The 13715-nt window shown below is 51.3% G+C and carries 16 protein-coding genes; 9 read left to right on the plus strand and 7 right to left on the minus strand.

Translation table 11 applies throughout. The features are described 5' to 3' along the window. Positions 1-119 precede the first annotated feature (119 nt). Positions 120-686: a D-glycero-beta-D-manno-heptose 1,7-bisphosphate 7-phosphatase gene (gmhB, locus tag QVF11_RS13150; protein WP_142512264.1), complete on the minus strand. Its 567-nt coding sequence runs from the start codon at positions 684-686 to the stop codon at positions 120-122. A 189-nt stretch (positions 687-875) separates the two neighbouring features. Here gmhB and metN point away from each other — a divergent pair, with 189 nt between their 5' ends. The 7 genes from metN (at position 876) to QVF11_RS13185 (ending at position 7334) form a co-directional block, all read left to right on the plus strand. After that, positions 876-1907, plus strand: coding sequence for a methionine ABC transporter ATP-binding protein MetN (metN, locus tag QVF11_RS13155; RefSeq protein WP_181483486.1), 1032 nt, complete (start codon positions 876-878; stop codon positions 1905-1907). Next, positions 1900-2553: a methionine ABC transporter permease MetI gene (locus QVF11_RS13160; RefSeq protein ID WP_110272443.1), complete on the plus strand. Its 654-nt coding sequence runs from the start codon at positions 1900-1902 to the stop codon at positions 2551-2553. The genes metN and QVF11_RS13160 overlap by 8 nt, the downstream gene beginning before the upstream one ends. A gap of 39 nt (positions 2554-2592) precedes the next feature. Beyond that, a complete protein-coding gene (locus tag QVF11_RS13165) occupies positions 2593-3408 on the plus strand; it encodes a MetQ/NlpA family lipoprotein (protein WP_112215845.1) in 816 nt (271 codons plus the stop codon). Positions 3409-3516: 108 nt separating this feature from the next. After that, positions 3517-3924, plus strand: coding sequence for an Rcs stress response system protein RcsF (gene rcsF / locus QVF11_RS13170; protein ID WP_110272445.1), 408 nt, complete (start codon positions 3517-3519; stop codon positions 3922-3924). Continuing rightward, complete coding sequence (gene tsaA / locus QVF11_RS13175; RefSeq protein ID WP_112215844.1) at positions 3921-4628, plus strand: tRNA (N6-threonylcarbamoyladenosine(37)-N6)-methyltransferase TrmO; 708 nt, start codon at positions 3921-3923, stop codon at positions 4626-4628. Before rcsF ends, tsaA begins: the two co-directional genes overlap by 4 nt. A 111-nt stretch (positions 4629-4739) precedes the next feature. Beyond that, positions 4740-6458 carry a proline--tRNA ligase gene (gene proS / locus QVF11_RS13180; protein WP_112215843.1) on the plus strand — a complete coding sequence of 573 codons (1719 nt, stop codon included), beginning with the start codon at positions 4740-4742 and terminating at the stop codon, positions 6456-6458. A gap of 54 nt (positions 6459-6512) precedes the next feature. After that, positions 6513-7334: a YaeF family permuted papain-like enzyme gene (locus QVF11_RS13185; RefSeq protein ID WP_287857358.1), complete on the plus strand. Its 822-nt coding sequence runs from the start codon at positions 6513-6515 to the stop codon at positions 7332-7334. Here the strand turns inward: QVF11_RS13185 and nlpE are convergent, their stop codons facing one another. The 3 genes from nlpE to QVF11_RS13200 are packed head-to-tail and all read right to left on the minus strand — an operon-like array spanning position 7335 to position 9032. After that, positions 7335-8036, minus strand: coding sequence for an envelope stress response activation lipoprotein NlpE (gene nlpE, locus QVF11_RS13190; RefSeq protein WP_287857360.1), 702 nt, complete (start codon positions 8034-8036; stop codon positions 7335-7337). 40 nt (positions 8037-8076) lie between these two features. Further along, positions 8077-8490 (minus strand): alternative ribosome rescue aminoacyl-tRNA hydrolase ArfB, encoded by a 414-nt coding sequence (gene arfB / locus QVF11_RS13195; protein ID WP_110272450.1) that lies wholly within the window; start codon positions 8488-8490, stop codon positions 8077-8079. Beyond that, the gene (locus QVF11_RS13200; protein WP_112215841.1) at positions 8487-9032 is read right to left on the minus strand and encodes a YaeQ family protein; all 546 of its coding nucleotides are present in this window, start codon (positions 9030-9032) and stop codon (positions 8487-8489) included. Before QVF11_RS13200 ends, arfB begins: the two co-directional genes overlap by 4 nt. A 196-nt stretch (positions 9033-9228) precedes the next feature. Here QVF11_RS13200 and QVF11_RS13205 point away from each other — a divergent pair, with 196 nt between their 5' ends. Together QVF11_RS13205 and rof are read left to right on the plus strand one after the other, a co-directional pair. Continuing rightward, complete coding sequence (locus QVF11_RS13205) at positions 9229-9429, plus strand: YaeP family protein (RefSeq protein WP_110272452.1); 201 nt, start codon at positions 9229-9231, stop codon at positions 9427-9429. Further along, entirely contained in the window at positions 9416-9676 is a 261-nt protein-coding gene (rof, locus tag QVF11_RS13210) for a Rho-binding antiterminator (RefSeq protein ID WP_110272453.1), read from the plus strand. The genes QVF11_RS13205 and rof overlap by 14 nt, the downstream gene beginning before the upstream one ends. 1 nt (position 9677) lies before the next feature. Here rof and tilS read toward each other — a convergent pair whose 3' ends face one another. From tilS to QVF11_RS13225, 3 genes are all read right to left on the minus strand, one after another. Beyond that, positions 9678-11000: a tRNA lysidine(34) synthetase TilS gene (gene tilS, locus QVF11_RS13215; protein WP_462660684.1), complete on the minus strand. Its 1323-nt coding sequence runs from the start codon at positions 10998-11000 to the stop codon at positions 9678-9680. A 63-nt stretch (positions 11001-11063) separates the two neighbouring features. Continuing rightward, a complete protein-coding gene (locus QVF11_RS13220; RefSeq protein WP_112215840.1) occupies positions 11064-11453 on the minus strand; it encodes a VOC family protein in 390 nt (129 codons plus the stop codon). A 62-nt stretch (positions 11454-11515) separates the two neighbouring features. After that, the gene (locus QVF11_RS13225) at positions 11516-13654 is read right to left on the minus strand and encodes a lysine decarboxylase LdcC (RefSeq protein ID WP_142514972.1); all 2139 of its coding nucleotides are present in this window, start codon (positions 13652-13654) and stop codon (positions 11516-11518) included. Positions 13655-13715: the final 61 nt, after the last annotated feature.

The following is a 13715-nucleotide window of genomic DNA, read 5'->3' on the forward strand; positions in this document are numbered from 1 at the left end:
TTTGTGTGAAGTGATTCACATCTGCCGTGTCAGTGGGAGCGCATTATAGGGAGTTCTTCGGCGGTGACAAGCGGAAAAATACAATTTTATTTCAACCGCTCATCTTTTATACGTAACGTTTATTTTTGCTGCTTTTTGATGGCATCAGGCAGGTCCGCCAGGCTATTAAGCACCCAATCCGCAACATTTTCCGCTTCCGAAGTGACTGGCTTGCCAGTACGAACTAATACTTTTGTCCCAATATCTGCAGCCAAAGCCGCCTGCATATCTTCTACTTTATCGCCAACCATATATGAAGCAGCCATATCTATATGCAGATAGTCGCGCGCCGAGATAAGCATTCCAGGATGCGGCTTGCGGCAGTCACAGGTCTGACGAAATTCTTCTACCGTACCCTGCGGGTGATGCGGACAATAATAGATACCATCCAGATCAACGCCACGGTCAGCCAACGACCAGTCCATCCACTCAGTCAGCGTTTCAAACTGATCTTCAGTAAATTTACCGCGGGCAATGCCGGACTGATTGGTCACCACCACCAGCGCATAACCCATCTCCTTTAATTGACGCATTGCGTCAATGACGCCATCGATAAATTCAAAGTTGTCAATTTCGTGCACGTATCCGTGATCGACATTAATCGTGCCATCACGGTCAAGAAAAATTGCAGGTACTGACTTTGCCACCGGTTTGCTCCTGATAAAGGCTAGTATGCGTAGTATCGCATGTTTCCAGACGCAAGAAAGTGCTCAGTTATACAGAGTCAGATTGATTTAGACGTCTGGATGCCTTAACATCCATTTCATTGACAGGCATCGCCTGGACACGGCAGAAGAAAATGCCACGGCAAACGGCTAAACGATAATAAATAACTAATGATTAAACTTTCGAATATCACCAAAGTGTTCCAACAGGGGAACCGCAGCATACAGGCGCTGAACGATGTCAGCCTGCATGTACCTGCTGGTCAGATTTATGGCGTCATCGGCGCTTCTGGCGCGGGTAAAAGCACGCTTATTCGCTGCGTTAATCTGCTTGAGCGTCCTACGGAGGGCAGCGTGCAGGTTGGAGGCCAGGAGCTAACGGCACTTTCTGAAAAGGAATTGACTCGCGCTCGCCGCCAAATTGGCATGATCTTCCAGCACTTTAATCTGCTCGCCTCCCGTACCGTATTCGGTAATGTGTCGCTTCCTTTAGAACTGGATAACACGCCGCAGGCGGAAATTAAACGTCGAGTGACTGAGTTGTTAGACCTTGTTGGGCTCGCGGATAAGCATGACAGCTACCCGGCGAACCTCTCAGGTGGACAAAAGCAGCGCGTCGCCATTGCGCGCGCGCTGGCCAGTAATCCAAAAGTTCTGCTCTGCGATGAAGCCACCAGCGCCCTGGATCCAGCGACCACTCGTTCGATTCTGGAGTTGCTGAAAGATATCAATCGTCGACTGGGCCTGACGATTCTGCTGATCACTCACGAGATGGATGTTGTCAAACGCATCTGTGACTGCGTTGCTGTTATCAGCAACGGTCAGCTGATTGAACAGGATACGGTGAGCGAAGTCTTCTCTCATCCCAAAACTCCGCTGGCACAGCAGTTTATTCAGTCAACGCTGCATCTGGATATCCCGGATGATTATCAGGCTCGCCTCAAACCTGAGGCTCTTCCTGATAGCGTACCGATGCTGCGCATGGAGTTCACTGGTCATTCCGTTGATGCCCCGCTTCTCTCTGAAACCGCTCGTCGCTTTAATGTGAACAACAACATTATTAGCGCGCAGATGGATTACGCTGGCGGTGTGAAGTTCGGCATTATGCTGACCGAAATGCACGGTACGCAGGAAGATACCCAGGCCGCAATCGCCTGGCTGCAGGAACATCATGTAAAAGTAGAGGTACTGGGATATGTCTGAACCAATGATCTGGCTGCTGGTTCGCGGCGTATGGGAAACGCTGGCCATGACGTTTGTCTCCGGCTTCTTCGGTTTTGTTCTCGGCCTACCGGTCGGCGTACTGCTGTATGTCACCCGTCCAGGGCAAATTGCGGCTAACGCGAAGCTGTACCGTACGCTGTCTGCGGTGGTTAACATCTTCCGCTCAATTCCTTTTATCATCTTGCTGGTATGGATGATCCCATTCACTCGTATTATTGTCGGGACGTCGATAGGTCTGCAGGCAGCAATCGTCCCGTTGACAGTCGGTGCCGCACCCTTTATCGCTCGTATGGTGGAAAACGCCCTATTGGAGATTCCGACCGGTCTCATCGAAGCATCACGTGCTATGGGTGCAACGCCAATGCAGATCGTGCGTAAAGTCCTGCTGCCAGAAGCGCTGCCGGGTCTGGTGAATGCGGCAACTATCACGCTAATTACCCTGGTCGGCTATTCCGCGATGGGCGGTGCTGTGGGTGCCGGTGGTCTGGGGCAGATTGGCTACCAGTATGGCTATATCGGCTACAATGCAACGGTGATGAATACCGTACTGGTATTACTGGTTATTCTGGTTTATTTAATTCAATTCTCTGGCGATCGTATCGTCCGGGCTGTGACTCACAAATAACATTACACACAATACAGAATCTTACAGGAAGGAAATAACATGGCCTTTAATTTCAAAACCTTTGCGGCTGTCGGTGCGTTAATCGGTTCTCTGGCTCTGGTGGGTTGCGGTCAGGATGAAAAAGATCCAAATCATATTAAAGTCGGCGTTATCGTCGGTGCGGAACAGCAGGTTGCTGAAGTCGCGCAGAAAGTGGCAAAAGAAAAATACGGCCTTGATGTTGAGCTGGTGACCTTCAACGACTACGTTCTGCCGAACGAAGCGCTGAGCAAAGGCGATATCGATGTTAACGCCTTCCAGCATAAACCGTATCTTGACCAGCAGATTAAAGACCGCGGATACAAACTGGTTTCCGTGGGTAACTCTTTCGTTTATCCGATTGCTGGTTATTCGAAAAAAATCAAATCGCTGGACGAACTGCAGCCGGGTTCTCAGGTCGCTATTCCTAACGACCCAACCAACCTGGGTCGTTCCCTGCTGCTGCTGCAGCAAGTTGGCCTCATCAAACTGAAAGAAGGCGTTGGTCTGCTGCCAACCTCTCTGGATATTATTGAAAACCCGAAAAACCTGAAAATTGTTGAGTTGGAAGCACCACAGCTTCCACGTTCTCTGGATGATGCACAGATCGCCCTGGCGGTTATCAATACCACCTACGCCAGCCAGATTGGCCTGACGCCAGCGAAAGACGGTATTTTCGTGGAAGGTAAAGATTCTCCATACGTGAATCTGATTGTTGCTCGTGAAGACAACAAAGATGCGGAAAATGTTAAGAAATTTGTTCAAGCCTACCAAAGTGACGAAGTTTACGAAGCGGCTAACAAAATCTTTAACGGCGGCGCAGTGAAAGGCTGGTAATCTTTTTTCAGCGTAATATCATGCAGGGCGGGCTTTATGCCCGCCTTGTCATTTATGCAAGCACCTGATTCAATAGCGCCCTGTTTTATTATTTACTGAGGAAATACTATGCGTGCTTTACCGGTCTGTTTGTTAGCACTCATGTTAAGCGGCTGTTCAATGTTAAGCAGATCTCCTGTTGGCCCTGCGCAAAGTATGGTAAGTCCGCCAGCCAAATCAGAACCGACAAAGCCGAAAGCGACGCGTCCGGCTCCGGTAAGAATCTATACTGATGCCGCAGAATTGGTGGGTAAACCTTTCCGCGAACTGGACGAAGTTACCGGTGAATCATGTCAGGCATCGAATCAAGACTCTCCGCCAAATATCCCGACAGCCCGTAAACGTATGCAGGTTAACGCTGCAAAAATGCAAGCGAATGCCGTTTTGCTGCATCGTTGTGAAGTCACCAGTGGTACGCCAGGCTGCTACCGTCAGGCTGTTTGCTTTGGCTCGGCTCTTAACGTTTCGGCGCAATGAGTGCCTTTCAGTTTGCACAGATAGGCGTGATTCGCTCGCCATATAAAGAAAAGTTTGCCGTCCCTCGCCAGCCTGGGTTGGTCAAAAATGGTGGCGGCGAATTACACCTCTTGCCTCCTTACAACCAGGCCGATGCCGTACGCGGCCTGGAGGATTTCAGTCATCTCTGGGTGCTGTTTGTTTTTCATCAGACGATGGAAGGCGGTTGGCGCCCAACCGTCCGTCCGCCTCGCCTCGGAGGAAATGCGCGGATGGGCGTATTCGCCACCCGTTCAACCTTTCGCCCTAACCCAATAGGCATGTCGTTGGTTGAGCTAAAAGGTATTCGCTGTCAGAAAGAGCAGGTTATTCTTGAGCTAGGGAGCCTGGATCTGGTAGATGGAACCCCAGTGGTCGACATCAAACCTTACCTGCCGTTTGCAGAGGCATTGCCAGACGCCAGCGCCAGCTATGCTCAGCAGGCTCCGCTGGCGGAAATGGCGGTCTGCTTCACGCCAGAAACAGAAGCTCAGCTTTTGACGCTGGAAAAACGCTACCCACGGCTGAAGATGTTTATCACCGAAGTCCTGGCGCAAGATCCGCGACCGGCTTATCGCAAGGAAGAAGAAGCAGGAAAAACATATGCCGTCTGGCTGCTTGATTTTAACGTGCGCTGGCGAGTGATTTCGTCCGGTTTTGAAGTCTTTTCTCTCGAACCACGCTAATTTTATTTTCCTCTCTTTTGGCATCTTTGCCACACTGGTAAACTAAATCACTTTTTTTGTGTCAGGCTGGCTTTCGGCCTGTACCGATCGCCCAAATGGAACCGTAACAACATGCGTACTAGCCAATATCTGCTCTCCACTCTGAAGGAGACACCTGCCGACGCCGAAGTCATCAGCCATCAGCTGATGCTGCGCGCCGGGATGATCCGCAAGCTGGCCTCCGGGTTGTATACCTGGTTACCGACCGGCGTGCGCGTCCTGAAAAAAGTCGAAAACATCGTTCGTGAAGAGATGAACAACGCCGGTGCGATCGAGGTGTTAATGCCAGTCGTTCAGCCATCTGAACTGTGGCAAGAGAGCGGACGTTGGGAGCAGTACGGTCCGGAACTACTGCGCATTGCTGACCGAGGCGATCGTCCTTTCGTACTCGGTCCGACTCATGAAGAAGTCATCACCGATCTGATTCGCAACGAGCTGAACTCCTATAAACAGTTGCCGCTGAATTTCTTCCAGATTCAAACAAAGTTCCGTGATGAAGTCCGTCCTCGCTTTGGCGTCATGCGCTCACGCGAATTCCTGATGAAAGATGCCTACTCTTTCCATACTTCTCAGGAATCTCTGCAAGAGACCTATGACAAGATGTACGAGGCCTACAGCAAAATCTTCACCCGTATGGATCTGGATTTCCGTGCGGTGCAGGCTGATACAGGCTCTATCGGCGGCAGCGCTTCCCATGAATTCCAGGTACTGGCGCTGAGCGGCGAAGATGATGTTATCTTCTCTGATTCTTCCGATTACGCGGCCAACATTGAGTTCGCCGAAGCTGTTGCGCCGAAAGAACCACGCGCTGATGCAACCCAAGAAATGACGCTGGTCGATACGCCGAATGCGAAAACCATCGCCGAACTGGTTGAGCAGTTTAATCTGCCAATCGAGAAAACCGTGAAAACCCTGCTGGTGAAAGCGGTAGAAGACAGCGCATATCCTCTGGTTGCCCTGCTGGTTCGCGGCGACCACGAGCTGAACGAAGTCAAAGCCGAGAAGCTGCCGCAGGTTGCCAGCCCGTTAACCTTCGCCACCGAAGAAGAAATCCGCGCCGTTGTGAAAGCAGGTCCGGGTTCTCTTGGGCCAGTCAACATGCCGATTCCCGTGGTTATTGACCGCACCGTTGCGGCAATGAGCGATTTTGCCGCTGGCGCGAACGTGGATGGTAAGCACTACTTCGGTATTAACTGGGATCGCGACGTAGCGACTCCAGAAGTAGCTGACATTCGTAACGTCGTTGCCGGTGACCCTAGCCCAGACGGTCAGGGGACACTGTTGATTAAACGCGGTATCGAAGTGGGTCATATCTTCCAGTTAGGCACCAAGTACTCAGAAGCGATGAAAGCCTCCGTACAGGGTGAAGATGGTCGCAACCAGATTCTGACCATGGGTTGCTACGGTATCGGGGTGACTCGTGTGGTGGCTGCTGCCATTGAGCAGAACTTTGACGATCGCGGGATTTTGTGGCCGGAAGCTATCGCACCGTTCCAGGTTGCGATTCTGCCGATGAATATGCACAAATCCTATCGTGTGCAGGAGCTGGCCGAGAAGCTGTACGCTGAGCTGACCGCTCAAGGTATCGAAGTACTGATGGACGACCGCAAAGAGCGTCCGGGCGTGATGTTTGCCGATATGGAGCTGATTGGTATTCCACACACTATTGTGCTGGGCGATCGCAACCTCGACAACGACGATATTGAGTATAAACACCGTCGTCACGGAGAAAAACAGTTGATCAAGACCGGCGATATCGTAGATTACCTGGTCGCACAAATTAAAGGTTAATACCAAAAAGGGGCTCTGATTTTTCAGCGCCCCTTTTTTACAAGGATTGTAATCATGGCTAACCGAGCTGCAAGTTACGGCTTACTTTTTCTCATATCTGTATTGCTTTGCTCCTGTACGATGGACCTCAGCCAGCCTGATCCTTCAGAATCGACTATTAACAAGCAATCAAAACAATGGGCAATCAAACTTCAACGTCAGGGCTCAATTACAGATAAAGCACTGCTTGAGATTAGCGAAAAAGACCTGCGTCCCGGGGACTTGCTTTTCTCTTCCAGTATTGGCGTAACATCGCTGGGGATCCGCGCTTTCAGCACATCTTCTGTTAGCCACGTCGCCATCTACCTCGGGGATAGCCAGGTTGCAGAAGCCACAGGCGCTGGAGTACAGATTGTATCCCTTAAGCAAGCAATGCAGCACAGCGATAAACTATTTGCCCTAAGGGCGCCAGACCTCACACCTCAGCAGGCCGCAGAAATTAAAAACTTCGCTTATAAAAATAAAGACAGCGGCTATAACTATCGCGGCATTATTGAATTCATCCCTTTTATGATGACAAAGCAGATGTGTTCTTTGAATCCTTTCTCCAGAGATTTTCGCCAGCAGTGCGTTAACGGTCTGGCCAAAGCTCAGCTAAGCGACATTGCTCCCGAAGATAAGAAAACCTGGTTTTGTTCTGAGTTTGTCAGCGATGCCTTCGCTAAAGCCGGGCATCCGCTGACAATGGCGCAGCCGGGCTGGATTAGCCCCTCAGACCTGCTGCATATGCGCGAAGGCGACGTTTCCACCTTTAAGCCCGAAACACAATTGCTGTACGCCGGGCATCTAAAGCTGGGGGTCTATATTAAAACAAGCCGCCTCGTAGGGCTGAATTAATCAACGAGTATTGCAATCTTTGTTTTGATAAAACGACCCTGAGGAATCCGTCGCCAGAACTTTAACCGGCTCTCCCGTATCAGGGTTAGCTTCGAGGGTAAAATGCCCTTCTACCACCAGCAGTACTGGACGTGTATCTGTACCACGCGCAGCAGCATAGCCACGCTCGAGCTGAGCGTTGTTGGCCACAGCCACTCGCTTACCGGTCGCACAATCAGTAAAGGTCGCCGCATCCGCCATATAGAAGTACATTCCACGCATCGCCATCGGCGTTATCGGCAAGCTGGCTTTGACCGACTCAAGCGTATAATTCAGCGTCGACTCAATGGGATTACCGTCACGATCGAGCATTTCTAGCTTGTCGCCTTTTGCACGATAATAAGACTTCTCGCCCTTACTATCAGTCAGCACCAGTTTATCGGCAGTGCGCGCCCAGATACCGTAGGAAGCAAAAGAGGAAGGCTCGCGGCTAACCCCCTGATAGCGCTCATTCATGACCCAGGTACCATCTTTCTCCAGAAAGAGCGTGGTTTCGATACCTTCACAATCGGCACAAGGCAATACGCCACGCCAGCTCTGCTGCATCGGTTTGAGCTCTTCCATCGGTGTAGGTTGTAACGTTTCAACTTCTGAACGATGATTACAGCCAAACAGCGCAAAAAGCGAACAGGCCGCCACGACTGAAAATACGATTTTCTTCACTGTAAATTCCTTATAATCCATTCCACCCGTTCGTCACGCCTTAAGGACGAACTTTCCCACGCAGCGCTTTGACTGAGGATTTTTGCGCCTTAGAGGCAAGTCGACGCTCTTTGGATGCCCGAGTCGGTCGCGTCTCCCGGCGACTTTTTTGCACTGCGGTTAATTCTTGTATTAGGGCAACCAGGCGAGCAATCGCCGCTTCGCGATTCATTTCCTGGCTGCGATATTCCTGAGCCTTAATGATAACCACACCGTCAGCAGAAATTAAGTGGTGGCTGGCAGCAAGCAGACGTTCCTTATAATACTCAGGCAGGCTTGATGCCTTAATATCAAAGCGCAAATGAATAGCCGTTGATGCCTTATTCACGTGCTGACCGCCCGCGCCCTGCGCACGTATACCGGAAAGAGAGATCTCTTCATCCGCAATCGCCACGCTGCGGCTAATGGTAATCATGCGGGTGTTTGCCAGGCCGTTAAGTTAATTTCCAGATTATTCTTAGCGTCGGATAACCAGATACTGCCATCCTGGATGGTCGCCTGCAGTATCATCGTGCGATCGGCAAATGCACTGAGCTGCGCCAGCTGAGTATCATCCAAATACCACACCGTCAGCTTCGAAAACTGTGCCAGTTTACTCTTATTCTGCTGCCACCAAATTTCAGCCGCCCGACTATTATAGGCAAACAGCGCAACCTCTTGTGCTCGTGAGCAGGCTTTTTTAATCCGCCGATCGTCAGGCAGCCCTAGTTCAATCCATAAATCAACGCCCAGATGATCGTTAAGCAGCCAGAGCTCCGCTTCATCATCGGAAGACAAACCGCGGGTAAACTGCAGACGCTCGTTGGCATATTTGATCCACGCCAACAGTCGCAGCATCATGCGCTCCTGGGTTTCAGACGGATGCTGAGCTAACGTCAGACTGGCATCCAGAAACTGGTTACGGTCCAGGTCAGCCACGTTCACCGTCGCTTTATAAATCGTCGCTTTCAGCGCCATGAATAAACTCCTGATAAAAATGGCGTACATTGTAGCTAAACTCACGACAAAAGGCTGTCAGCAATCAAAGGATCCCGTTTCATCCTGCTGATATTGCTTAAATGACTATGGTATAGTCACCTTGCTAAACAGAGTTTATCTTCGTAGGCTTAAACTTACATCCCACGGTTAAGTCAGGATGCTGACAGGAGGGCATGTGGACAAATATTGTGAGTTAATACGCAAGCGGTATGCGGAAATAGCCAGCGGGGATCTGGGGTATATTTCGGACGCGCTCGGTTGCGTGTTGAAAACATTGAATGAGATTGCGGCGGATCAGGCCCTTTCTGAGTCAGTCAGGGAAAAGGCCGCTTATGCGGCAGCAAACTTACTGGTGAGCGATTATGTCAATGAATGATACTTATCAACCCATCAATTGCGATGATTATGACAACCTCGAACTTGCCTGTCAGCACCATTTAGTTCTGGCGCTGGCGCTCAAAGATGGCGAACAGCTGCAAGGGAAGGCCAACGATCTGATCTCGCGCAAAAACATCGAGTATCTGGTAGTGGAACTCGCCGGCGACGTCCGCGAGCTACGCCTGGATAAAATCGCCAGTTTCAGCCACCCGGAAATCGGTACCGTCGTGGTCAGTGAGTCCTGAATCAAAACGGGTGGCCCTGGTCACCCGTTTTCCTCCACACCATCTGTACGCCTTTACCTTCCTCTACTCGCCCCTCTTGCGTGACAAACAGGCCATCGGCGGCAGCAATCAGCGTTTCGCCATAAAACAGTAACGGCGTAGTATCACGACGCCAGGGGGCTACGCCCAGTTCCTGCCAGATCTTCTTCAGCTTGCGGCCACCGTGGCGGCCCACGATATGTAAATTACCGCTGGCGCGAAAGCGTATTGTCACCGTATCTCCCTGATTCGGCTCACGTAACGCCCCACCAGGTTCTAACGCCAGCTCACCAAGATCAGCGGGTAACAACAGCGGTTCTGAAATATCGGGCCAGCTCAGCACGGCTTCTGTCTGACCCGGAATATACTTAACCCAATGCAGCCGCTGCTGATAACGACGAACGGTAAAATCGCCAAGACGTAGGCAAGGAAATGCATCTTCTCGCGCCTGTGCGACTTCACGCCAGATGCGCTCCGGTACATCGCGAGAAGGCATCAGCGCATTGTGCGCACCGAGCCAACGCCGCAGTAGCGCAGCCCGACGTGGCGCGCTCAGCGTAGTTAACGGCTCGACAGCCAGTGAACCGTCCTCCGCCATCAGCGTGACGAGCTCCGCTGCCAGCATTTCATCAAGCAGTTGTTCCTGCTCGCCGCAAAGGCTCGCACTGCGGGCTACGGCCTCAGCAAAGTGCGGCCAGCGTGCGCTGAGTAACGGAACGATACGTAGGCGGAGAAAATTACGGTCGTAAGCATCATCCTGGTTACTTTCATCTTCAATCCAGGCGAGCTGATGAGTCATTGCCCACTGATATAGCGACTCGCGACGTTCATTGAGCAGCGGGCGCAACAGTTTCGTTCCGGCAAAGTTAGATTCACCCGACATCGCCGATAATCCGGTCGGTCCACTCCCCCGCTTAAGCGCCAGCAGGAAGGTTTCACACTGATCATCAAGATGTTGTGCGGTGACGAGTGCTTCTCCAGGCAAAAGCGCCATACGGAATGCCTGATAACGAGCTTGTCGCGCGTGGGCCTCAATCCCCAGCCCCTCATCACCGAGCACCACTCGTTCGACCAAAAGCGGCACCTGCCACTGCTGACAAACTTGCTGGCAGTGTGCCACCCAGCCATCGGCATTGGCGCTTAGCCCGTGGTGAATATGAATCGCCCGCAGTTGAATGGTTGGATCCTGTTCACGCCAACGGACCAGGCGGTGTAAAAGAACGGTCGAATCCAGCCCGCCGCTGAAGGCCAGCAAAAACTGGCGGTGCGGTTGGAGCGTTTGCGTAAGATCTGAGATCATCATCATATGAGTACTGACTGAGGAAAGCGTGTCCGGCACGTTATCCGGCAGGACACTTTCTGATAAGAATTACTGTTGATAGATTTCCAGCGGCAAGCCATCAGGATCATTGAAAAAGGTGAAGCGCTTATCGGTGAACGGATCGATACGTACGCCTTCACAAGCGACACCGTGCGCCTCAAGATGGGCAACGGCGGCATCAATATCATCAACGCTAAACGCCAGATGACGTAATCCGCAGGCTTCAGGACGGCTTGGGCGCGAAGGAGGAAACGGGAAAGAAAACAGTTCAATGACATATTCGCCATTTAACGCCAGATCACCCTTCCACGAATCGCGCTCTTCACGATAAAACTCCCCCTGGAGAGTAAATCCCAAAATGTCGCAGTAGAAAGCTTTACTCTTCGCATAATCCGTCGCAATGATGGCGATATGGTGAACCCGTTTTAAACCCAGCATCGTAAAACTCCTCCTGTTTAAGCCAGCAAAGTTACTCGCGCCACCCGTTATCGCGCAAGCACTTAGTCATTTTTTAAGACTCGAACCCAATACACACCGTCTTCATCACGTTTCGCCCCGTGGATGTCGGTTTCAAAACCCGGGTAATGGCGCCCAATCGAACACAGCATTAACAGGAAATCGAGTACCGCCCGGCTCTCTTCGGTAATCATTTCCCCAGGCATCAGCAGCGGTACCCCCGGTGGATACGGCAGGATCATATTGGCTGAAATGCGCCCGATCAGATTCTCCAGCTCAATGGTCTCCACTTCACCTTTGATTTGCCGCTGCCAGGCTCGGTAAGGTGTCATTTTCATCTCGGGCAGAACATCAAAGGCACGCAGCATCAGTTGAGAAAGCTGATGCTGGCGAATCAAGCGATGAATGCCCTGAGCTAGTTCCTGAATGCGCATGTTGCGATAAAAATCCGGATCTTCCGCATAGAGATCCGGCAACATATTTTTCACTCGCAGATTCAGATCGTAAGAGCGCTTAAATTCCGTCAGCCCACGCAGCAGTCCCATTGCGCGGGTTTTATCAATGCCGATACTGAAAAGAAACAACAGGTTATACGGTCCAGTTTTTTCAACCACCACACCGCGTTCATCAAGGAACTTCGCCACCAGCGAGGCTGGGATACCCTCATTATCCATGTTACCTTGCTCATCCATTCCGGGTGTCAGAATGGTCACTTTCACCGGGTCGAGGAACATATGGTCATCATCGGCATCATGAAAGCCGTGCCACTGTTCACCCGGTGCGACTGGCCAGCACTGTGCCTCACCCACCTCTTCCGGCTGCCAGATATCAAAGAACCAACCGTCAGACTCTTCACGTAGCCGCTGCACCTCTTTGCGAAAATCAAGCGCCCGTTCAATTGAACGCTGAATAAGGCGCTTGCCGGAATTACCACGAAGCATCGCCGCAGCCGTTTCGATGGAGGCGACAATCGGGTAGCTCGGCGAGGTCGAGGTATGCATCATAAAAGCTTCATTAAAGGTATCTTCGTCGTAGCTGCCTTTAATATGGATAAGCGAAGCCTGCGACAGCGCCGCCAGCATTTTATGCGTCGACTGCGTTTCAAAGATAACTTTCCCCGCAATACGATCGCCGCTCATGCCGCTTTTTCCCTGATAGATCGAGTGAAAATGGGTGTAGGGTACCCAGGCAGAGTCAAAATGGATCGACGGCACGTCGAGGGTTTCTTTAATCCAGGTGGTGTTGTACAACAGTCCGTCATAGGTGGAGTTGGTGATCACCGCATGTACAGGCCATCCAGCACCACCCGCAGCATTTACCTTTTGCTGTATCACATCGCGGGTAAACTCGCGCTTCGGAATACCGCCGAGGATCCCCAGCGCATTGCGTGTCGGTTTTAACCATAACGGCACAACGTCACTCATCATCAGTAAATGCGCCAGCGATTTATGGCAGTTGCGATCGATAAGAAGGGTACTTCCCGCCGGAGCGGAATACATGCCGACAATTTTGTTCGACGTTGAAGTCCCGTTGGTCACCATATAGCTTTGTTCCGCGCCGAAAGCACGCGCAATATACTCTTCAGCCTCCAGATGTGGGCCGCTATGGTCGAGCAGCGACCCCAACTCCGTCACCGAAATAGAAACATCGGCCTTTAAGGTATTACCGCCGAAGAAATCATAAAACAGGCAACCTACCGGGCTTTTTTGATAGGCAGAGCCGCCCATATGCCCAGGGGTGCAGAAGGTATATTTTCCCTCTTGCACATAGTTGAATAATGCTTTAGTAAACGGTGGCGTGATGTTGTCGAGGTATTCGCGAGTGTATTGGCCAATTCGGGTCGCGATCTCTTCCTCCAGCCCAAGCGCATATTCGAAAAACCACAACGTCATACGCAAATCCTGACCGCTGACATCCATCGTCGAATGCGCGTTGATAAAGGCGTATAGCGGCAGGTATTCATTCAGCTGGTTAATCTCGCTGCACAAATCAACGTTGTACTCATCCCAGTCAAAGATAACCCCACAGATCCGCGGATTATGTTCGATAAACTGCAACAGGTCGGCGCTGTTTTGCGGCCAGATGGTCTGGAAGCCTTGCCGTTGCAGGGCGGCTTCCAGTTCTTTGATCGGTTCGTCTTTGTGATAGACGCCATGGGGGCCCATGATGGCGATGATATTCACGCTTTCCTCCTGGAATTTACCTGAGGGAAGCATCATAACAATCACGCCAGTGCTTAGCACT

Source organism: Klebsiella sp. (assembly GCF_027492335.1).
Classification (GTDB): domain Bacteria; phylum Pseudomonadota; class Gammaproteobacteria; order Enterobacterales; family Enterobacteriaceae; genus Klebsiella; species Klebsiella huaxiensis.